This window comes from Arthrobacter sp. RIT-PI-e, assembly GCF_001187915.1.
Lineage (GTDB): Bacteria > Actinomycetota > Actinomycetes > Actinomycetales > Micrococcaceae > Arthrobacter_D.
Genome location: NZ_LGIU01000034.1, coordinates 1 through 19,829 on the forward strand (window position 1 = coordinate 1; position 19,829 = coordinate 19,829).

A 19,829-nucleotide genomic window follows, 5' to 3' on the forward strand; every position below is an offset into this window, starting at 1 on the left:
GGTCCCGCCGTCCGTGCGACGGCGGGGGTCGTCATCCCCGGCCGGCCCCCGCCGCCTCCGCGGTCAGGTGAAGGCGGCCACGACGGCGGCGGCTTCGCCGAGTACCTCCGACCGGGTGGTCGCGTGGACGGCGAAACGGATGCGGTCCTCCCCGTGCCGGGTCACAGTGATCCCGGCGGCGGCGAGCGCCTCCCGTGCCTCCGCAGCCCGCCCGGGGACGCCGGCCACCACGATCCCGGCGCGGCGGTCCCGTTCCCTCGGTGACAGCACCGTGACCCCGGCCGCATCGAGGTGGTCGATCAGTGCGCCGGCGTGCGTCGCGACGAGACCCTGGAGCGCCTGCACGCCCACCGTCTCGACCAGCTCCAGGGCCTCGGCGAAGGATCCGGTCGCGTAGGGCGAGAGGTTCGAGACGGAGAACCGCCCCGCACCCGGCAGCGGCGGGGGTCCCTCGCCGTTGTACCGGTGTGCCCCGGCCCCCCCGGTCCAGCCCGTGAGCAGGGGCTCGATCCGCTCGAGGCCCTGCTCGGACACGGCCAGCCCTGCCATGCCCCAGCCACCGCGCACCCACTTCTGGGCGCCGGCGATCAGCGCGTCCGCGAGGGTCCACTCGAGGTCCGCGACGCCGAAGCCCTGGATGCCGTCCACCACGAGCAGTCGGTCCGGCCCGATGACCTCCCGGATACCGGCCAGGTCCGCGACGTACCCGGTGCGGAAGTCGACGGCGCTGACGCTCACCGCCACGGTGTCCGCCGTCAACCCGCGCGCGACGACGTCGGGGGTCACCTGGGTGCCGGGCTCGCCGATCAGTTCGACGCGCGCCCGTCCGGCCTCACTGTTCCGGAGCCAGGGATAGGTGTTGGACGGGAACTCGCCGGCGCTCACGAGCACCGTCCCGCGCGAGAGACCGAAGGCCACCTGGAACAGACCGAGCGAGGTGCTGCCGGTCAGTCCCACCTGATCGAGGGGGAAGCCGCTCAACCTGGAGAAGGCCTCACGGGCCCGTACCTCCTCGGCGAAGAGGAGCTCGACGGCGTCGGGCCCGGCCTCCCCGGCGATCCCCATGAGGTGTGCCACGTGATCGCGGACCTTGGTGGACGGCGGGCCGTAGCTCGCGAAGTTCAGGAACCCGGGTAGCTCGGAGAAGGCCGACTCGTACGTCGCGAACAGCTCGTCGGGCGTGGGATCGATCGCCATGGGTCAGCGCCGCTTCTTCCCCTTGAGGAGGGCATTGGGACGGTTCCGCACGATGTCGGAGGAGTTCTCGCCCTCCGTCCGGCGTCGGGAGGCCTTCCCCGTGGTTCTCCGCGCCTTCCCGGACACGGCGCCGGGCGCAGGCTCGCCGTCGACACTGGTGGAGATGCGTTCCTTCCGCACCTCCTCCCGGACCGTGGCCCGCCCGGCGACGGTGACCGTGTCCATCCGCACCCGCTCCACGGGAACCGTCTCCACACCGACCACCGCGACCTCCTCCCGCAGCACCACGTCCACGGACCGCTCCTGGAACAACGCGTCCTCGTCGAGGTCCGGGTGCGCCGAGGTGATCGGCTCGACCTCGACCCGGAGCTGCTCCCTGCGCAGGGACACCGTTGCCCGGGCCTCCTCCGTGACGACGTACTTCCGCAACCGCACCCGGCCGGCGTCGTGCCGCTCGGTCCGCACCCTGAGCCGCTCCTCCGAGCGGATCATCCAGGGTGCACCGTCGTCGTCCCGCACCGCCCCGTCCGGCCCGCCCGCCCCCGCACCGCCCGCCAGCCCGTAGTGCGCCTCGAGTGCGGCCTCCTCCTCGGCACCGAGGTGGCCGTCACCGTCGATCGACGGAGCCTGTTCGATCAGCGCGCGCGGAGGGACGACGACGAGGTGGTCGCCCTCCGCCGTGGCGCCCCGCAGCGGCACGAAGTTCGGGGTACCGGACGGGCCGGTGCGGACGGTCACCCAGACCGGCTGCTCGGCGGTCTCGTCCAGGTACACCTCGCCGATCGGGCCCATCCCCTCCCCCTGGTGCGTGAGCACCGCCGTCCGGGAGTCGAGCAGGGGATCGAGGTCGTCCATCGTGAGCATGCGTGGTCCTGTCATCGGATTCGTCCGCCGTCGATCGGCGATCCACGGTCAGCGTAGGTCGACCGTCCACACGATGACAAGCACACTTACTATTGCGGGAACCGGCGCCTCGGCCCGTCATCGCGGGAGCGGCGCCGCCCACGTGGGAGCAGGGGGGGTCCGCAGGGTGTGACGGAACTGACGTCTCATTTATTTTGAGTAGATCACAATAAGGCCTAGGCTCGAGACAGACGGTCTCCCGATCACACCGCGGAGATCGACGAGCGACTTCGACCACGATCCGCGGTCCCGCTCGACCACGACCCCCGGCATGCTCCCGGCCCGCCGTGTCCACGATGCCGTGCATCCCCTCCGACAGAAGGAACATCACCCCATGACTATCCTCGACCGACCACTGCCCGTACGGCGCCCCACCGCCTCACCCTCCGTTCCCGAGCAGGGTGCCCCGGCTCCCTTCGGTGGCAGCTACGTGACGACCGGCTCAGCCCGCCCGGCGACGGAGGGCGCCTACGTGACGCGCACGGATGCCTTCTCGCAGCACGGCCCCCTCGCCCCTGCGACCCGCGGTACCTACGTGAGCACGTCGTCGGCAGCGCCGAGCGGGGGCACCTACACCTACACCGGCTGACGCCTCGCACCCGGTACCACCGGACCTCGGAAGCCGGCCGGTCAGGGGGCCGCGAGATCCGCCGGGAGCGCGTCCGACCGCGACTGCGCCTCGGGGCCCCCCGCCCCGCCGCTGACCAGGAGCTCGTCGGCACCGGTGCGCGCGTGCAGCTCTCCCACCCCACCCGCCCCCTCGGCCTGCGCCCCGGACACCGCGGTGGCGAGTGCGTTCTCCACCCGGGCCTCCGGCCGCGAGGTCAGCTGCCTGCGGTCGGGGCCCTCGAGGGGCGGGAAGTACCCGTCGGTACGGGACACCGCGAGCGCCCGGGCCTCCGGGAGCAGCAGGTCCCGGGCCTGCGCCGTCGTCGGGGCCACGGCCACGTTCAGGGACACCGAGACGTGGGGAGCGTCCCACCACGGTGACGGCCGGAAGGCCTCGCGGTAGCGCCGGAGGGCCGGATCCTCCTCCCTGAACAGGCCGGGTCCACCGAGGACGACGCCGAGACCGGCCCGCGCGGCGATGTCCACGCCCTGCCCGGTGGCGAGCACGAACACGGGGGTGCGCCCGCCGTCCCGCGGACGCGCGGTCACCGACGCTTCGCCGGCCAGGAAGTCCAGCAGCTCCATCATGTCCTCCTCGAAGCGCGCGGCGTCCTCCTTGCCCGCGCCGAGGGCCGTGCGGACCGGCCGGGTGAATCCCAGCGAGCGGCCCACCCCGAGATCGAATCGGCCGCCGGACAGCGCGGCGAGGGTGGCAGCCTGCTCGGCGACCACGAGCGGCCGGTGGTTGGGCAGCATGATGCCGCCCGGGCCGCCCCGGATCGAGGGGGTGCGGGGGGCGATCGCGGCGGCGAGCCCCGCCGGGGCAGGGCCGGCGACCCCCGGGCCGCCGGGGTGCTCCGCCCCCCAGAGGCGCGGGTCCCCGTGCTGCTCGGCCCGCTGCGCACGCCCCACCCCCCGCCGCAGGGTGGCCGCCTCGGAGTCCCCTGCACGGGTCTGGGCCCGGTCGAGGACGGACAGACCGGTGAAAGGAAGGGGCATACCAGGGGAACCGGACGGCAGGGAGCGGCATTCCTCGGCGCCGGATCCGATAATGACGGTGGTACGGGTGAGGATGGGATGTCGTCACCGGACCCGACCGAGGCCCGGGGCGTCCCACCGAGAGGATCCCCCACCATGATGGGCGCCCACCATGCTGCCTGCGGCGCCGCCGCCTGGGTTGCCGCCACCACGCAGATCGAGGTGGACCTCGGCGCACTGAGCGCCGTCGTCCCGGTGCTGCCCGACTCCTTCGACCTCGGGTTCCGGCTGCTGGAGGTGAGCCCGGTGGGCGTGGTCACCGGCGCACTGGTCACCGCGGGAGCCGCGCTGCTCCCCGACGCCGACCACCACAACGCCACGATCGCCCACTCGCTCCCGCCGGTCTCCAACGTGGTGTGCTCGGCGATCGGCGCCGTGTCCGGGGGCCACCGCAAAGGGACCCACTCGCTGCTCGGCGTGGTGGCCTTCGTGGCCGTGGCGTTCGTCGCCGGGCTGTGGACCGTGGAGACCGGGACGTTCGGCACCGTCTATCCGGGGGCCGGTGTGCTGACGGTGCTCCTGGTCTCCTTCGCGGCGAAGGCCCTGAAGATCATCCCGGACGGCCTGCGGAAGTTCCCCTGGGTGGTGGGGTTGACGGCCGGGGCGTTCGTCACGGCCTTCGCCCCCGAGGAGCAGTTCTGGTTCCCGTTGGCCATGGGCATCGGGGTGGTGGTGCACATCCTCGGGGACCTGCTGACCACCGGTGGCTGCAACCCCCTGTACCCGCTGCGCGTCAAGCGCCCGCGGAGCCTCGCGAAGGTCCCGGTGATCTCCCGGATGTGGCGGCCCGGCGGCAACATCGCCGTGCCGATCCTCGGGAACGCCGGGTCCGCCCGCGAGTGGTGCCTGCTGGTGCCGATCTCGTTCTACGCCGTCGCGGGGGTGGCCCTGGCCATCTCCGAGATCGACGCCGGCGGCACCACGCTCACCCAGCTCTCGGGCCTCGGCTGATCCTCAGCAGCCCTCCGGCCCGCAGGCCGGGCCGTCAGCGGACGGCGTCAGCGACACCAGCGGGTGGGCCTCCTGCCACGCGGTGTCGAGGGCCTGCCGGAACACCTCCACCGGCTGGGCACCGGAGATGCCGTACTTCCGGTCCACCACGAAGAACGGCACGCCCTGCACCCCGAGCGTCCGGGCCTCCTGGGTGTCGCGGCGGACGTCGTCGGCGAAGCGGTCACCGGCCACCGTCTCGCGGATCTCCGCCTCGTCGAGACCGATGCCGGTACCGAGGGAGGCGAGGACGTCGACGTCGGAGGTGTCGAGCCCCTGCTCGAAGTGGGCGGACATGATGGCCTCCTTCGCGGCGTCGCCCCGGCCGGCGGCCTTCGCGAGGTGGAGGAAGCGGTGCGCGGTGAAGCTGTTGCCCACCACGATCCGGTCGAAGTCGAAGGCGAGGCCCTCCCCCTCGGCCTGCTGGGAGAGGTGCTGCCACATCTGGCGGAGCTGCTCGGGGGCGATGCCCTTACGCTCGGAGAGGTACTGCTCCTCGGTGCCGTCGTAGTGCTCGGGGAGAGTGGGGTCCAGCTGGTAGCTCTTCCAGGTGACCTCGACGTCCTCCCTGTGGGGGAAGTCCGCGAGGGCCTTCTCGAAGCGGCGCTTCCCCACGAAGCACCACGGGCATTTCACGTCGGACCAGATCTCTATGCGCATGCCCTGCACAACCTCAGCGGGATCGGCCGCTATTCCCGCCCGGTTCCCGACCGGAGGCAGGATGCGCAACCGGCACCTTCGGGATGTCATCGCCGTGAACACCGGGCGTACCGTGGAGAGATGAGCGCACCTCTCACCTCCAGGGTCACCTTCGACCACCGCTTCGCACGGGACCTCCCCGAGATGGCGGTTCCGTGGCAGGCGGAGAGCGCCCCCGAGCCACGGCTCCTCGCCCTCGACGAATCCCTCGCCGAGCAGCTCGGCCTCGACCCGGCGTTCCTCCGCTCCCCCGCGGGCCTGGCCCTGCTGACGGGCACCGCAGTGCCGGAGGGCGCGACGCCGGTGGCGCAGGCCTACTCCGGCCACCAGTTCGGCAGCTTCAACCCGGGCCTCGGCGACGGCCGGGCCCTGCTCCTCGGCGAGCTCACCGACACCGACGGGCAGCTCCGCGACCTGCACCTCAAGGGCTCGGGCCGCACCCCCTTCGCCCGGGGTGGCGACGGGCTCGCCGTCGTCGGCCCCATGCTCCGCGAGTACCTCGTCAGCGAGGCGATGCACGCCCTCGGCGTCCCCACCACCCGGGCGCTCGCCGTGGTGGCCACCGGCCGTGACGTGCGCCGGGAGACGCAACTGCCCGGCGCCGTGCTGGCGCGCGTGGCGAGCAGCCACCTCCGCGTGGGCAGCTTCCAGTTCGCCGCGGCCTCGGGCAACCGGGACCTTCTGACGCGCCTCGCCGATCACGCGATCGCCCGCCACCACCCCTCGATCGCCGGCGCCGACCGCCCGTACCTGGCACTGTTCCGCGCCGTGCTGTCGGCCCAGGCCGCGCTGGTGGCGCGGTGGATGCTCGTGGGGTTCGTGCACGGCGTGATGAATACGGACAACATGACCGTCTCGAGCGAGACCATCGACTACGGCCCGTGCGCGTTCCTGGACAGGTTCGATTCCTCCGCCGTATTCAGTTCCATCGATCACGGTGGCCGGTACGCCTACGCGAATCAGCCGCTGGTGGCCGAGTGGAACCTCGCGCGCCTCGCCGAGACCCTGCTCCCGCTGATCGATACGGACCAGGAACAGGCCGTGAAGCTCGCCGTCGCGGCGCTGGAGGAGTTCCGCCCGCAGTACAGCGCCGCATGGCTGGCCGGGATGAAGGCGAAGCTGGGACTGCCCGACGACGTCGCGGACGAGATCGCCTCCCCGCTCGCCGACGACGTGCTCACCCTCCTGCAGGACAACCACGTGGACTACACGTCCTTCTTCCGCGGACTGGGGTCCGTGGTGCGCGGCGACGCGCGGCCGGCGCGGGACCAGGTGCTCGACGTCGCCGGCTTCGACGCCTGGGCCGAGCGCTGGCTGGCACTGCACCCGGACGCCGATGCGATGGACCGCGTGAACCCCGTGTACATCCCGCGGAACCACCTCGTGGAGGAGGCACTGACCGCCGCGACGGCGGGGGACCTGGAGCCCCTGGAGCGCCTGCACGGCGTCCTGGCCCACCCGTTCGAGGAGCGCCCGGGCCTCGAGCGCTACGCTGCCGGGGCACCCGACGACTTCGGCGCGTACACGACGTACTGCGGGACCTGAAGCCGGTACCCAGCAGCCTTCCGCGTTGCGGCTACCGCACCCCTGCCCGACGACGGCGGTCGTTCCCGGAGCGCAGGTCCCGGTTGAGGCGGCGGTCGCCGTGGTACAGGATCGATGCCCAGTCGGCCTCCGCCGCCGTCTTCGCGACCACCTTGGACACCTCCACCTTCCTGACCCGCGGCTTCACGTACAGCCAGTTGAGGACACCGAGCCACATGTCCACCAGCGAGTCGGTGATGCCGATGTAGGCGCGGATGGCACCGGCCGCCAGGGTGGCGTTCAGCCCGGCGAAGGCGGCGTTGCCCCAGTTCTGCTCGGACACGTCCCGCGCGAGCGTCAGCAGCGAGAAGATCACGATGGCGTACGGGATCACCACGTACAACCCGGGGGCGGCGGTGCGGTCCTTGACCTTCGGGGTGCGGACGAACGGGATCTTGTCCCCGGTGAACGCCTGCTGGATGGATTTCAGCACACCGGCGAGGTTGACCGGCAGTAGCACCAGGTTGAAGCCGTAGATCCGGAAGATGTCCGAGAACCGGTGCCCGCAGTCGCGCAGGTCGCTGCCCATCGCCAGGAAGTAGGGCGCCGCGGCGAGGAACACCACGGGGCTCAGGAGCCGGCTGTCGTACGGATAGGCGAGGAGGAACACGAGCCCGAAGCTCGCCCAGGCGATCGACGCCATGTAGTTCACGCGCAGCAGCACCTCGCGGACGAGGATCTGCTCACGCAGGTGACGCCGTCGGGCGAGCTGCACCCACAGTTTCGGCAGGATGAGCAGACCGCCGTTGGCCCAGCGGCGGCGCTGCACCACGAGGGACCCGAAGTCCGGTGGGGTGGCGCTGTAGCTCAGGCGCTCGGGGTAGTTCATGAGCGTCCAGCCGTGGGTGCCGAGGTCCACGCTGGACTCGGTGTCCTCGATGACGGTGCGGTCCTGGATGTACGTCTTGACCTCGAAGCCGCCCACGTTCTCCACCTCCACGATGTCCTCCACCGCCCGCTTCCGGATCACGGCATTGGCCCCCACCCAGAACGTGGCGCCGTAGTAGGACATCCCCTGGTGCAGGATGTGCTGGATGTCCGTCGTCGCACCCGCCACCCGCTCGATGCGCGTGGGAGCACCGCGGAAGGAGGAGTACGGCGTCTGGGTGACGGCGATCCGCTCGTTGCCCGGCGACTCCAGGAGGTACACGAGCCGCACGCAGTAGTCCCGCAGCAGCAGCGAATCGGCGTCGAGGGTGAGCAGGTAGGTGGAGTCGGGGACGTCGATGACGTCGTCGTCCCCCGTCCCCTCGCCGTCCGCGAAGGGACGCAGCACCGTGCCGGTGGCCACCTGCTCCCTCCGCCACCGCCGCCCCATCAGCGAGATGTAGGCGTTGAGGTTCATGGCCTTGTTGGCCTCGTGCGAGAGCGAGGCGTAGGCCTTGCGCTCGAACGTCTCCAACCGGGTGTTGAAGATCCGCACCAGCCGCACGTACAGCTCGCGGACGCGGTCCGGCTCCGGGCACTGCTCCTGGACCAGGGCCGCGTTCAGCGCGTACATGGTCAGGCGCAGTTCCCGGGCGAGCCCCATGACCACGAGGTCCACGAAGAACTCGTCCACGTGGTCCTCCACCTTCTCGGCGTCGGCCATGTCCTCGAGCCAGACGGCGGCGGACTCGTAGGCCGCGATCAGCGGCGGGTGGTCGCCGCGGGGGGGGGCGGGGTCCGCCGCCGCCGCGAGCCGTTCCTCGAAGGCGGCGAGTGCCCGGGTGGCCTGCGTGGAGGGTTCCAGGAGCGCCGACTCGATCTCGAGGCTCAGTGCCCGGGTGGCATCCAGCCGCTCCTTGACCACGGGATCGGTCGGGGACGGCGGGTCGTCGAGGAGGAGCACCACCCGGATGTCGGGGAACTCCTGCAGCGCCGCGGACCACAGCGTGGCACGCACGACGGCGGGTTCCTCCGCATAGGAGGGCACCAGCACGGTGATGCCCTCGGCGTGGTGGGCGAAGTGCCGGTCCAGCTCGCCGCGCGGCACGCGCGTGTGGTCCCGGAACCGGTACAGCGCACCCTGGCGTGCCACCAGGTACAGCAGGGCCGAGAAGGTGAGGAACGTGACCACGATCAGGTAGGAGACCGCCTCGATCTGGAACCGGAACCCCGCATTCGGGTTGTCCGCGAACTGCCGCACGATCGTGGTGATGATGTAGGTGACCCAGGCGAGCACGGTGGTGACGATCGCGAGCCGACCGAGGGCGATCTTCCGCGAGGACGGCGTCGGGTGCACGATCGAGAGCGGTTCCGAACGCCGCTCCGCACCCCACTGCCGGCGCCGGGTGGACGCCGTCTCCGGCGCGGGGAGCTGGACGGGAGCACTGGTCCGCCGCCTCGGACCGCGCTTCACGGCGGACGGCCCGCCCGCCTCCGGGTGCACGGGGTCGACGGCGGAGGACCCGTCGGGCGTCGTCCGACCGGCGGCGGGGGCACGCCGGGAGGACGGCGCGGTGGTGCGGTGTTTGGACATGGCTACCCAGCAGTTGACGGACACGTTCCGGCCGGGGCCCACCCCATGCGGGGACCCGGTGTCGTGCGCAACTCTCGGCACCCGGGACGCCACCCGTTAGGCATTGCGGACGGGGGCAACCCCAGTAGCATTGAGCCTCGAGCAGCTTCTCGCGGTCTCAAGCGCATCGGCTCCGCTGCTCCCACACCGATCTGGGGTTCTCCGTGTCTGCACGCTTTCCCGGCAGGAAACTGTCCGTCCTCCGCCTCACCGTCCTCGCCGTCGTCGTCGGCGTGGCCGGCTACAGCATGCTGTTCGGGTGGAACCGGTACGAGGACGCCCGCGCGGCCGAGAGCACCGGTGCGTTCTTCGCCGGGTACGTGGACGTCACCGCGACGCCCACGTACGCCTTCGAGGACCCCGCGGTGCAGACGGGAGGGTCCGTGATGCTCTCCTTCATCGTGGCCGACGCCGAGCGGCCCTGCGTCCCGTCCTGGGGCACCTACTACACCCTGGACCAGGCCGAGTCCGCACTGGACCTCGACCGCCGGGTGGCACGCCTGGTGCAGGACGGCGGGGAGGTCACCGTCTCCTTCGGCGGCCTGCTGAACGACGAGCTGGGCACCGCCTGCACCGATCCCGACGCTCTGCAGGACGCCTACGCCGCCGTCGTGGACCGCTACCGGTTGAGCACGGTGGACCTCGACATCGAGGGCGAGAACCTCAAGGACGTGGAGGCCGGCGAGCGCCGCGCGGAGGCGATGGCCGCGCTGCAGGCCGAGCGTGCCGGCACGGACCGCCCGCTGAACGTGTGGCTCACCCTGCCGGTGGCCCCCACCGGGCTGACGGCGGACGGCACCGCGGCCGTGGCGCAGTTCCTGGCCGCCGGGGTGGACCTCGCCGGGGTGAACGTGATGACCATGGACTACGGCGGCAGCCGCACGGAGGGCATGAGCATGCTCACCGCGTCGCAGAACGCGGCCGAGGCCACGCACCGGCAGCTCCAGGTGCTGTACCAGCGGGCGGGCCAGGACATCGGTCCGCAGGCCGCGTGGCGGAAGATCGGGATCACCCCGATGATCGGGCAGAACGACGTCAAGGGCGAGGTGTTCACCCTCGACGACGCCGTCGCGTTCAACGCCTTCGCCCTGGAGCGCGGCGCCGGACGCATGTCCATGTGGTCCCTCAACCGCGACGCCACCTGCAGCCAGAACTACGCGGACACCACCGTGGTCTCGGACTCCTGCAGCGGCATCGACCAGCAGGGCCTGGCGTTCGCGCCGATCCTGGGGGCGGACTTCGAGGGCCGCGCCGCCACCCTCTCCGACGAGCCGCTGGTCGAGGAGACTCCCGAGGCCCTCGTGGAGGACGATCCCGAGACCAGCCCGTACCCGATCTGGTCCGACGTCGGCACCTACCGCACGGAGGACCGCGTGGTGTGGCACGGCAACGTGTACGTGGCGAAGTACTGGACCCAGGGCGACGTCCCGGACAACCCCGTGCTGCAGGCGGAGGAGACGCCGTGGACGCTGCTGGGACCGGTGCTGCCGAACGAGCGGCCCGTCCCCGTGGTCACCGCCCCCGCCGGGCTCTACCCCGAGTGGGATCCGGAGACGGTGTACGGGCGGGGCGACCGCATCCTCGTGGACGGGCGCGTGTACGAGGCGAAGTGGTGGAGCCAGCGCGACAGCCCCGAGGCGGCGGAGCAGGGCTCGGACGCCTCGCCCTGGATGAAGCTCGACGACGCCGCCCTGGTGAAGCTCCTCGGGACGGAGCCGGAGGAGGGCTGAGGGGCCCGGGTTCCCGGGGCCCTGGATCTGCTCGAGCTGCCCTTCGGGTTCCTGTCCGTCGCCGACCGCCGACCCGTGGAGGCGGGGCCGGACGTCGTCACGCTGCTCAGGCCGCGTCCCAGGGGTTCTCGATCCCGACGTACTGCAGGGTGGTGTACTCCGCGATGCCCTCGGCACCACCCTCACGGCCGATGCCGGACTGCTTCACTCCCCCGAACGGGGCGGCGGCGTTGGAGATCACGCCGACATTCAACCCCATCAGGCCGAACTCGATGCGGTCACCGATCCGTAGCCCGCGCGAGATGTTCTCCGTGAAGACGTAGGAGGCCAGTCCGTACTCGGTGGAGTTCGCCAGTTCCACGGCCTCGTCCTCGGTGGCGAAGGTGATCACCGGTGCCACGGGGCCGAAGACCTCCTCGCGGATCACGCGGGCGTCCCTGGACACGTTCGTCAGCAGGGTGGGCTGGAAGAAGTACCCCGGTCCGTTCACACGCGACCCGCCGACCACCACTCTCGCCCCGCCGTCCACGGCCTCCTTCACGAACTCCTCCACGGAGTCCCGTGCCTTCGCCTCCACGAGGGGGCCCACGTCCACTCCCTCGCGCGTCCCGTCGCCGACGGTGAGGGCGGACATCCGCGCGGCCAGCTCGGTCACGAACTCCTCCGCGACGTCCTCGTGGACGAGGAGCCGGTTGGCCGCCGTGCACGCCTCACCCATGTTGCGCATCTTGGCCGCCATGGCGCCCGCGACGGCCTTGTCGATGTCCGCGTCCTCGAAGACGATCAGGGGACCGTTCCCACCGAGTTCCATGGAGGTCCGCAGCACGTTGTCGGTGGCGAGCTTCATCAGCTGCTTGCCCACCGGCGTGGAGCCCGTGAAGGAGATCTTCCGCAGGCGCGGGTCCGCCAGGATCGGTTCGGAGACGTTCCCAGCCGACGCCGACGCCACGACGTTGAGCACCCCGGGCGGCAGACCGGCGTCGATCATGAGCTGCGCGAAGTACTGCGAGGTGAGCGGCGTGAGGCGGGCCGGCTTCAACACCATGGTGCAGCCTGCCGCAACGGCCGGGGCCACCTTGCGGGCGGCCATCGCCAGCGGGAAGTTCCACGGGGTGATGAGCAGGCACGGACCCACCGGCTTACGTTTCACGAGCATGCGCAGGGTTCCCTCGGGGGCCTCGCTGTCCCGGCCGTAGCCACGGCCGGCCTCCTCGGAGACCCCCCGCAGGACCCCCCCGCCGTACTTCACTTCGCCGAGTGCTTCCGGGAACGGCTTGCCCATCTCCAGGGTCATCAGCAGCGCGAGGTCCTCGGCCCGTTCCTGGACGAGGTCGAAGGCCCGGCGGAGGATCTCCGACCGGGACCGGGACGAGGTCCGCGCCCAGTATTCCTGGGCGTCCGCGGCGGCATCCATCGCGGCCTGCGCATCCTCGCGGGTGGCCGAGGCCAGTGTGGCCAGCACCTCACCGGTGGCCGGGTTCTCGACGTCGAAGGTGCCGCCGTCCGAGGCCTCCCGCCAGTGCCCCCCGATGAGGAGTCCGGTGGGGGTTCGCTGCAGGACGCCATCGATCCTCGTGCCGAGCGTGGATGCGTCGAGGGTGGTGCTGCTCATATGTGGGTCTCTTCCGTTCGTGGAGTCGCTGGGACGAGGGCCGGGGATCTTGTCGGGGAGCAGGACGCCTCAGCCGTCGTGGGTGCTCGAGGTCCGCCGGGGGATGTCATTGAGCCGGGCCCGGCGCAGGGGCTGGAACTCCGGGTCCTGGCGCAGCTCCAGGATCAGGGAGATCCCGAGGATCGCCACGATGATCGTGAAGGGCAGCGCCGACAGTATCGCCGCCTGCTGCAGCGCGACGAGCCCGCCGAGCGCGAGGAGGAACACCGCGCAGACACCGGTGAGCACACCCCACAGGGTCAGGACGGGTTTGGTGGGGTTCAGCGTGCCCTTCGAGGAGAGCATGCTCAGCACGTAGGTGTTCGCGTCGGCACCGGAGATGAAGAACAGGGCCACCAGGATCACCGTCAGCACCGCCGTGGCCTGGGTCAGCGGTAGCTGGTCGAGCATCGCGAAGAAGGCGGAGTTGATGTTGGCGGTGGTCGCCTCGCCGATGTTCGCGCCCTGCATGTCCATGCTGATGGCCGAGCCGCCGAAGATGGTGAACCAGGCGAAGAACACCAGGCTCGGAACCACGAGCACACCGGTGACGAACTGGCGGACGGTGCGGCCCTTGGAGATCTTCGCGAGGAACACGCCGACGAAGGCACCCCAGCTGAGCCACCACGCCATCATGAAGTAGGTCCACCACTGCATCCACTGGAGGTCGTCGGGTGTCGAGGGCGTGGTCAGGCTCGTGGTGAAGAACTCGGTGGCGTACTGGCCCACCGAGCGGAAGAAGAGATTGGTGATGAAGTTCGTGGGACCTGCGACGAACACGTAGACCGCCAGCAGCGCCGAGAGTCCCATGGTGATCTCGCTGATGTACTTGATGCCCTTGTCCACCCCGGAGAGCGCCGAGAGGGTGAAGAGAATCGTGATCACGGCGATGATGACGATCTGCGTGAACAGGGTATTGGGTAGGCCGACGATGCGGCTCAGGCCCTCGGCGATCTGCGACGAGCCGAGGCCGAGGGACGTGGTGGTGCCGAACAGCGTGGCGATGATCGCGAAGACGTCGATCGCCTTGCCCACCCAGCCGTCCACGAGCTTGCCGAGAACCGGGCGGAGCATCGGGGACACGAGCCCCGGGCGGCCCTTGCGATGCGTGGAGTACCCGATGGCCAGGCCGAACACACCGAACACCGCCCACGCGTGGAGTCCCCAGTCGAAGAAGCTGTACTGCATGGCCAGGACCGCCGCGTCCATGGTCTCGGGCTCGGCGAGCGCATGCGGGGGAGCCATGAAGTGGGACATCGGCTCGGCGACGCCGTAACTGATCAGCCCCACCCCCATGACCGCCGAGAGGATCATGGCCAGCCAGGCCCAGGTGCTGAATTCGGGTGGTTCGTTGTCCGTGCCCAACCGGATGCTGCCGTACCGGCTGAACGCCAGGTAGAGCAGCAGACCGATGCTGAGCAGTGTCACGATCAGGTAGCTCCACCCGACCGAACCCGTGGTCCAGTCGATCGTCGCCGTCATGGTGCTGTTCAGCGATTCCGGGGACAGCGCGGCCCAGAGCACGAAGGCCACGATGAAGGCGATCGACGCGATGAACACCGCCCCGGGCCGGGTGCTCGGCGTGTATCTGCGCGACCGCGTCGAGGCTGGTTTGTCGAGATGCTGGACCACGGGTTTCTCCGGTTTCTCTGACGAGGAGGGTGGACTTACTGCTGGGGATGGATCACAGCTGCGTGAGGTCGTCGCTGTCGTAGAAACGGCCGGCCTTGTAGATGATGGGGGATGCCTCGACGACCTCGGCGTGCCGGACCCGGCAGATGAACACGGTGTGGGTCTTCGCCTGGAACCGCTCGCGGATCTCGGCCTCCAGCGAGGCCGGCGAGCCGTCGATCAGCGGGCTGCCGTTCGGGGCTGCGTGCCAGTCGACCTCCGCGAACTTGTCGGGGGTCTTGGAGGCGAAGGTCGCGATGGTCTCCCGCTGGTTCGTCCCCAGGATGTTGATGCCCAGATGGGTGGCCGCGAACAGGGCCGGGTAGGTGGAGGAGGTCTTCTGGATGCACACCATGACCAGGGGTGGTTCCAGCGAGACGGAGGCATAGGAGTTGACCGCCAGACCCCGCGGCGTGTCGCCGTCCTGGGTGGTCACCACGGTCACGCCGGTGATGAACTGGCGGTTGAAGGTCTTCATCACCTGCGGGTCGGGGTCGCCCGAGAAGTCCTCGACGGTCACCTCGGGCGGGGTCGAGGGCGTGTCGCTGAGGTGGCGGACCCCCAGACTGTGGAGCAGCTCGGAGCCGTCCCAGGTGACCTCCTCCCGGGCGATCCTGCCACCCACCAGGTTCGCGTGGTTGCAGCCACGGGTCTGGACCCGACGGTTCGTGGGCGGTACACCGAGGAAGTTCTCCGTATGGGTTCCCGTGGACGTCCAGAAGATCGCCGCCTGATCACCCTCGACGACCACCGCGTCGATGGTGGTCACCAGGTCGGGGAACCCGGAGCGGATGGCGGTGATCTCACCCTGCAGGTCCGCCAGGGTGGAGCTGTTCCCGCTGGAACGGCTGACACGTACGTACTCGGGGGTGACGATCGACGCCAGGGCACCCACGTCGCCGTGGTCCCAAGCAGCTTGCCAGGTGGAATCAAGAGTCTCTTGGAAGGTCTGTTGCATGGTAGTGAACGTAATCCAGATCACAATCAACTACAAGGGATATGGAGAAAAGTTTTTCCAGGTGGCCATAAAGGCTGACCCTCTTACGGTTCTTGACGATCACCACGCTCGCCGTCTAGCGTTCGTTGCATGCAACAGACCGAAAACTTCAAGGACGATGAAGTGATCGATGACCTGCCACTGCTCGACCGGGTACGGCAGCTCGTCCTCAGCGGCAGCTTCTCACCGGGTGCACCACTCTCGGAGGTCTTCCTCTCCCAGGCCTTCGAGGTGAGCCGCACCCCGATCCGCGAGACGCTGAAACAACTGCAGCACGAGGGGCTCGTGGACATCCGCCCGAAGGTCGGCACCTTCATCCGGGAACCCACCCGGAGGGAGATTGTGGAGCTCTTCCAGATCAAGGAGAGCCTGGAAGGCCTCGCCGCGGGCCTCCTGGCCCGCCGCGGCCCCGTACCGGAACTGGATGTCCTCGAGCACAACATCGAGGAGTCGGACCGGGCGACGTCCGCGGAGGACGCCGTCCGGTACGCGGAGCTCGTCCACGAGTTCCACCGCACCATCATCACCGGAGCCGACAACTCCAAGCTGGTGGAGCACTACGACCGTCTGATGAACCAGCTCGCCTACCATCGGCTCGTCCTCCGGACCGCCGAGCACCCGGGCCGGATCAAGGCGTCCACCAGCGAGCACCGGGTGGTGCTGAGCATGCTGCGGGACAAGGACAGTTTCGGAGCCGAAGCCGCGATGCGGAACCATGTCCACGCCTCGGCACGTGAGGTCCTCACCGACGCCCGCACGGCCCCGGTGCAGCTGCACACCTGATGCATCGGCCCCGGGGCGGGGCCGATGACCGCACACCGTCACCACCCAGCATCGAAAGGGCCTGACATGACCCTCACCCCGCACGTGGCCGAACGGGTTCCCGGATCGGGCATCCGCAAGATCGTCTACTACCAGGAGGAGATCATCGCCGAGAACGGGAAGGGACCAGCCGCCTCGATCACGCGCGCGACCGTGGCGGCGGTGGTCCGCAACCCGTGGTCGGGCACCGGACCGGACACGGACCTCGCTGCGACCACGGAGTCCCTGGCCCCGCAGCTCGCCCTGGCCCTCACCGACCGGCTCCTCGAAGGGCTCGGCGGCGCGGACGCGGTCGAGGCCTTCGGCAAGGCCGCGATCGTGGGCACGGCAGGCGAGCTGGAGCACGCCGCCGCCCTGATCCACACCCCGTACTTCGGCAACCTGGTCCGCGAGTTCCTCGAGGGCACCTCCATCATCTGCTTCGCGGACGATCGCGCCGAGGCGGGTCAGCCGCTCGTGGTGCCCATGTGGCACAAGACCCACGCCGCCACCCGCAGCCACTACCAGACCATCACCGCCCGGGTCGGCGACGGGCCGCGACCCGACGAGATCGTGGTGGTCGTCGCGGCTTCCACCGGCCCCCGGCCGCATCCCCGCATCGGGGACCGCAACACCGACCCCGCAGTCACCTCCACCATCCTCGAAGGAGCACCCGCATGAGCACACGGAAGATCGTCACCCTGGTCGAGGAGGTCCTCGCCGAGGGCGGACGCCCGGTGGAACCGGCAGCACGCGTGGCCGTGGTCGCCGCGGTCATCGCCAACCCATGGGCCGGACAGGGCTTCGTCGAGGACCTGAACCCGGGCATCGAGGCCACGGCATCCGATGTCGGTGCGCTGCTGGCGGCGCGCGTGGTGGAAGCCCTCGGAGCACCCGTGGAGGCCTTCGGCAAGGCCGCGATCGTGGGGCTCGACGGCGAGATCGAGCACGGCTCGGCCCTCATCCACACCCTGAAGTTCGGGAACCACTTCCGGGACGCCGCCTCCGCCACCACACTGTTGCCGGCGGTGGAGAAGCGCGGACCCGCCGGAGTGACCTTCGACATCCCGCTCAAGCACATCACCGACGCGACCATCCGCTCCCACCACCAGAGCATCGAGGTACGCCTGGCCGACGCGCCGCACGCCGGGGAGATCGTGATCGCCCTCGCGGCAGCTGCCCAGGGGCGCCCCCAGCAACGCCTGGCCCCCCTGAGCAGCGAACAGTGACCGAGTCCCAGCCCCTCCCGATCGTCCTCCTCCACGGTGTCGGGCTGGACCGGACCATGTGGGAGCCCGCGGAGACCGCGCTCGGGCAGCTCACGGACCGCACGGTCGTCTCCCTCGACCTCCCCGGTCATGGCAGTGAACCAGCGCTCACCGCACCGGTCTCGCTGGAGGACCTCGCGGAGGACGTCGCCGGGCGGCTGCCGGGACGGTCCCACATCGTGGGGTTCTCGCTGGGTGCGCTGATCGCACAGCACCTGGCCGTGCACCGTCCGGATCTGGTCGCCTCCCTCGCCAGCGTGAGCTCCGTCTGCCGGCGCACGCCGGAGGAGTCCATGCAGGTGCGCCGGCGGCTCGACGCCGCGAGGTCGGACTTCCGTGGCAGCGTCGAGGCCTCGATCACCCGGTGGTACCCGGAGGGTCAGGGTGTCGACCGGCATCGGATCGAGCAGACACGCGCCACGCTCCTGGCCAACCCGGTGGAGTCCTACCTCCACGCCTACGAGGTGTTCGCCACCGCCGATACCGAGATCGGGACCGAGCTCCACCGGATCCGCGTGCCCTCCCTGGCTGTCACGGGTGAGTTCGATCCGGGCTCCACCCCGGAGATGACCCGTCGGCTCGAGGCAGCGATCCCGGGGACCCGGGCCGTCGTCGTCCCCGGTGCCCGTCACATGCTCCCCGTGGAGCAGCCGGACGAGCTGGCGCGCATCATCCACCACTTCATCACCGAACCGAATCGAGAAGATCATGGCTGAGCGATACGACCACTTCATCGGCGGGCAGTACGTGGCACCCATCGAGGGCGAGTACTTCGAGAGCACCAACCCCGCCACGCTGGAGGTGCTCTACTCCGCCGCCCGCGGCACCTCGGCCGATGTCCATGCCGCCGTCACGGCTGCGGGCAGGGCCTTCGAGCACGCCTCCTGGCGTGACCTCTCCCCTACCCGGCGCGGGCATCTGCTCCGTCGCCTCGGTGACCTCATCGGCGAGAACGCCGAGGAACTCGCACGCATGGAGTCCCGGGACAACGGCAAGCTGCTGCGGGAGATGCGCGGGCAACTGACCACCCTGCCCGAGTACCTGTACTACTACGCCGGGCTGGCCGACAAGGTCCAGGGCAGCCAGATCCCCACGAACTCCGTGTTCATGCTCAACTACACGCAGCGTGAGCCCCTCGGCGTGGTGGGTGCCATCACGCCGTGGAATTCACCGCTGACGCTGACCACCTCGAAATTGGCCCCGGCGCTCGCCGCCGGGAACACGGTGGTCATCAAACCCTCCGAGTACACCTCACGGACCGTGCTCCGCCTCGCCGAACTCGCCGTCGAGGCGGGCTTCCCCCACGGCGTCGTCAACGTGGTGAGCGGCTTCGGGGCGGAGGCCGGGGCCGCCCTCGTGGACCACCCGGACATCGCGAAGATCTCGTTCACCGGATCCACCCTCACCGGATCCCGGATCGCGGCCTCGGCCGCCGCCCGCTTCATCGGCTGCACCCTGGAACTCGGGGGCAAGAGCCCCAACATCGTCTTCGACGACGCGAACGTCGGCAATGCGGCGATGGGCGTGGTCGCGGGCATCTTCGCCGCCGCCGGCCAGACCTGCATCGCGGGAAGCCGCGTCTTCGCGCACCGCTCGGTCTACGACGAGCTGCTGGAACGCGTCGCGGAACGGGCACGGAGCATCGTGATCGGTGACCCGCTGCTGGACGAGACCGAGCTCGGCCCGCTGGCGTTCGAGGCGCAGCGGGACAAGGTCAGCTCCTACGTGGAGCTGGGCATCTCCGAGGGTGCCTCGGTGCTCACCGGGGGGAACCGCCCCGACGTCGACCTCCCCGGCTACTTCTACTCGCCCACCGTCCTGACGGGGGTGGACAACTCCATGCGTGTCACCCGCGAGGAGATCTTCGGCCCCGTGGCAGCGATCATGCCCTTCGACACGGAGGAGGAGGTGTTGCGGCTCGCCAACGACACCGACTACGGGCTCGCGGCCGGGGTGTGGACCCAGAACCTCGCCCGGGCGCACCGCATGAGTCGCCGGCTGGAGGCGGGCACGGTGTGGGTGAACACCTACCGGGCCATGTCACCGATGTCCCCGCGCCAGGGCTACAAGAGCAGCGGCGTGGGGATCGAGCACGGGCTGGAGTCGATGCACGAGTACACCCACCTCAAGAGCGTGTGGATCAACACGGACGAGGATCCGGTCGCGGACCCCTTCGTGATGCGCGGTTAGG

17 protein-coding genes are annotated in these 19,829 nt (G+C 70.2%); 9 read left to right on the plus strand and 8 right to left on the minus strand.

Annotation, left to right across the window (positions count from 1 at the left end):
* Positions 1 to 63 precede the first annotated feature (63 nt).
* Both AC792_RS02155 and AC792_RS02160 read right to left on the minus strand, forming a co-directional pair.
* Positions 64 to 1,197, minus strand: a complete 1,134-nt coding sequence (locus tag AC792_RS02155; RefSeq protein ID WP_049828946.1) for an aminotransferase class V-fold PLP-dependent enzyme — start codon at positions 1,195 to 1,197, stop codon at positions 64 to 66.
* A 3-nt stretch (positions 1,198 to 1,200) separates the two neighbouring features.
* Positions 1,201 to 2,061: a YsnF/AvaK domain-containing protein gene (locus AC792_RS02160; RefSeq protein WP_049828947.1), complete on the minus strand. Its 861-nt coding sequence runs from the start codon at positions 2,059 to 2,061 to the stop codon at positions 1,201 to 1,203.
* A 373-nt stretch (positions 2,062 to 2,434) separates the two neighbouring features.
* Here AC792_RS02160 and AC792_RS02165 point away from each other — a divergent pair, with 373 nt between their 5' ends.
* On the plus strand, positions 2,435 to 2,689 hold the full coding sequence (locus AC792_RS02165) for a hypothetical protein (protein ID WP_049828948.1): 255 nt from the start codon (positions 2,435 to 2,437) through the stop codon (positions 2,687 to 2,689).
* A 41-nt stretch (positions 2,690 to 2,730) separates the two neighbouring features.
* Here AC792_RS02165 and AC792_RS02170 read toward each other — a convergent pair whose 3' ends face one another.
* Entirely contained in the window at positions 2,731 to 3,708 is a 978-nt protein-coding gene (locus AC792_RS02170; RefSeq protein WP_049828949.1) for an MsnO8 family LLM class oxidoreductase, read from the minus strand.
* A gap of 135 nt (positions 3,709 to 3,843) precedes the next feature.
* Between AC792_RS02170 and AC792_RS02175 the strand changes: the two genes are divergently transcribed.
* The gene (locus AC792_RS02175; RefSeq protein ID WP_049828950.1) at positions 3,844 to 4,698 is read left to right on the plus strand and encodes a metal-dependent hydrolase; all 855 of its coding nucleotides are present in this window, start codon (positions 3,844 to 3,846) and stop codon (positions 4,696 to 4,698) included.
* A 3-nt stretch (positions 4,699 to 4,701) separates the two neighbouring features.
* On the opposite strand, the gene AC792_RS02180 is transcribed toward AC792_RS02175, so the two are convergent.
* Positions 4,702 to 5,397: a DsbA family oxidoreductase gene (locus tag AC792_RS02180; protein WP_049828951.1), complete on the minus strand. Its 696-nt coding sequence runs from the start codon at positions 5,395 to 5,397 to the stop codon at positions 4,702 to 4,704.
* 120 nt (positions 5,398 to 5,517) lie between these two features.
* Here AC792_RS02180 and AC792_RS02185 point away from each other — a divergent pair, with 120 nt between their 5' ends.
* Positions 5,518 to 6,981, plus strand: coding sequence for a protein adenylyltransferase SelO (locus AC792_RS02185; protein ID WP_049828952.1), 1,464 nt, complete (start codon positions 5,518 to 5,520; stop codon positions 6,979 to 6,981).
* Positions 6,982 to 7,012: 31 nt separating this feature from the next.
* Here AC792_RS02185 and AC792_RS02190 read toward each other — a convergent pair whose 3' ends face one another.
* Positions 7,013 to 9,481 (minus strand): glycosyltransferase family 2 protein, encoded by a 2,469-nt coding sequence (locus AC792_RS02190; protein ID WP_235436305.1) that lies wholly within the window; start codon positions 9,479 to 9,481, stop codon positions 7,013 to 7,015.
* Positions 9,482 to 9,684: 203 nt separating this feature from the next.
* Here AC792_RS02190 and AC792_RS02195 point away from each other — a divergent pair, with 203 nt between their 5' ends.
* Positions 9,685 to 11,250, plus strand: coding sequence for a chitinase (locus AC792_RS02195; RefSeq protein WP_049828953.1), 1,566 nt, complete (start codon positions 9,685 to 9,687; stop codon positions 11,248 to 11,250).
* 106 nt (positions 11,251 to 11,356) lie between these two features.
* Here AC792_RS02195 and AC792_RS02200 read toward each other — a convergent pair whose 3' ends face one another.
* The 3 genes from AC792_RS02200 to AC792_RS02210 form a co-directional block, all read right to left on the minus strand.
* Positions 11,357 to 12,862, minus strand: a complete 1,506-nt coding sequence (locus tag AC792_RS02200; RefSeq protein WP_049828954.1) for an NAD-dependent succinate-semialdehyde dehydrogenase — start codon at positions 12,860 to 12,862, stop codon at positions 11,357 to 11,359.
* Positions 12,863 to 12,931: 69 nt separating this feature from the next.
* Positions 12,932 to 14,533, minus strand: coding sequence for a BCCT family transporter (locus AC792_RS02205; RefSeq protein ID WP_235436306.1), 1,602 nt, complete (start codon positions 14,531 to 14,533; stop codon positions 12,932 to 12,934).
* 52 nt (positions 14,534 to 14,585) lie between these two features.
* Positions 14,586 to 15,530, minus strand: coding sequence for a flavin reductase (locus AC792_RS02210; protein WP_049828956.1), 945 nt, complete (start codon positions 15,528 to 15,530; stop codon positions 14,586 to 14,588).
* 129 nt (positions 15,531 to 15,659) lie between these two features.
* Here AC792_RS02210 and AC792_RS02215 point away from each other — a divergent pair, with 129 nt between their 5' ends.
* The 5 genes from AC792_RS02215 to AC792_RS02235 all read left to right on the plus strand — a co-directional run bounded on the left by AC792_RS02215 (position 15,660) and on the right by AC792_RS02235 (position 19,828).
* Positions 15,660 to 16,352, plus strand: a complete 693-nt coding sequence (locus AC792_RS02215; protein WP_049828957.1) for a GntR family transcriptional regulator — start codon at positions 15,660 to 15,662, stop codon at positions 16,350 to 16,352.
* A 66-nt stretch (positions 16,353 to 16,418) separates the two neighbouring features.
* Positions 16,419 to 17,051: an amino acid synthesis family protein gene (locus AC792_RS02220; protein ID WP_049828958.1), complete on the plus strand. Its 633-nt coding sequence runs from the start codon at positions 16,419 to 16,421 to the stop codon at positions 17,049 to 17,051.
* Positions 17,048 to 17,599 (plus strand): amino acid synthesis family protein, encoded by a 552-nt coding sequence (locus tag AC792_RS02225; protein ID WP_049828959.1) that lies wholly within the window; start codon positions 17,048 to 17,050, stop codon positions 17,597 to 17,599. Before AC792_RS02220 ends, AC792_RS02225 begins: the two co-directional genes overlap by 4 nt.
* Complete coding sequence (locus tag AC792_RS02230; RefSeq protein WP_235436307.1) at positions 17,596 to 18,354, plus strand: alpha/beta fold hydrolase; 759 nt, start codon at positions 17,596 to 17,598, stop codon at positions 18,352 to 18,354. The genes AC792_RS02225 and AC792_RS02230 overlap by 4 nt, the downstream gene beginning before the upstream one ends.
* Complete coding sequence (locus AC792_RS02235) at positions 18,347 to 19,828, plus strand: aldehyde dehydrogenase (RefSeq protein WP_049828960.1); 1,482 nt, start codon at positions 18,347 to 18,349, stop codon at positions 19,826 to 19,828. The genes AC792_RS02230 and AC792_RS02235 overlap by 8 nt, the downstream gene beginning before the upstream one ends.
* Position 19,829 lies beyond the last annotated feature (1 nt).

What these genes read in the sequence shown, in the direction of transcription:
- AC792_RS02155 (WP_049828946.1), bottom strand. Translation starts at nt 1,197, where the DNA reads ATGGCGATCGATCCCACGCCCGACGAGCTGTTCGCGACGTACGAGTCG.
- AC792_RS02160 (WP_049828947.1), bottom strand. Translation starts at nt 2,061, where the DNA reads ATGCTCACGATGGACGACCTCGATCCCCTGCTCGACTCCCGGACGGCG.
- AC792_RS02165 (WP_049828948.1), top strand. Translation starts at nt 2,435, where the DNA reads ATGACTATCCTCGACCGACCACTGCCCGTACGGCGCCCCACCGCCTCA.
- AC792_RS02170 (WP_049828949.1), bottom strand. Translation starts at nt 3,708, where the DNA reads ATGCCCCTTCCTTTCACCGGTCTGTCCGTCCTCGACCGGGCCCAGACC.
- AC792_RS02175 (WP_049828950.1), top strand. Translation starts at nt 3,844, where the DNA reads ATGATGGGCGCCCACCATGCTGCCTGCGGCGCCGCCGCCTGGGTTGCC.
- AC792_RS02180 (WP_049828951.1), bottom strand. Translation starts at nt 5,397, where the DNA reads ATGCGCATAGAGATCTGGTCCGACGTGAAATGCCCGTGGTGCTTCGTG.
- AC792_RS02185 (WP_049828952.1), top strand. Translation starts at nt 5,518, where the DNA reads ATGAGCGCACCTCTCACCTCCAGGGTCACCTTCGACCACCGCTTCGCA.
- AC792_RS02190 (WP_235436305.1), bottom strand. Translation starts at nt 9,481, where the DNA reads ATGTCCAAACACCGCACCACCGCGCCGTCCTCCCGGCGTGCCCCCGCC.
- AC792_RS02200 (WP_049828954.1), bottom strand. Translation starts at nt 12,862, where the DNA reads ATGAGCAGCACCACCCTCGACGCATCCACGCTCGGCACGAGGATCGAT.
- AC792_RS02210 (WP_049828956.1), bottom strand. Translation starts at nt 15,530, where the DNA reads ATGCAACAGACCTTCCAAGAGACTCTTGATTCCACCTGGCAAGCTGCT.
- AC792_RS02215 (WP_049828957.1), top strand. Translation starts at nt 15,660, where the DNA reads ATGCAACAGACCGAAAACTTCAAGGACGATGAAGTGATCGATGACCTG.
- AC792_RS02220 (WP_049828958.1), top strand. Translation starts at nt 16,419, where the DNA reads ATGACCCTCACCCCGCACGTGGCCGAACGGGTTCCCGGATCGGGCATC.
- AC792_RS02225 (WP_049828959.1), top strand. Translation starts at nt 17,048, where the DNA reads ATGAGCACACGGAAGATCGTCACCCTGGTCGAGGAGGTCCTCGCCGAG.
- AC792_RS02235 (WP_049828960.1), top strand. Translation starts at nt 18,347, where the DNA reads ATGGCTGAGCGATACGACCACTTCATCGGCGGGCAGTACGTGGCACCC.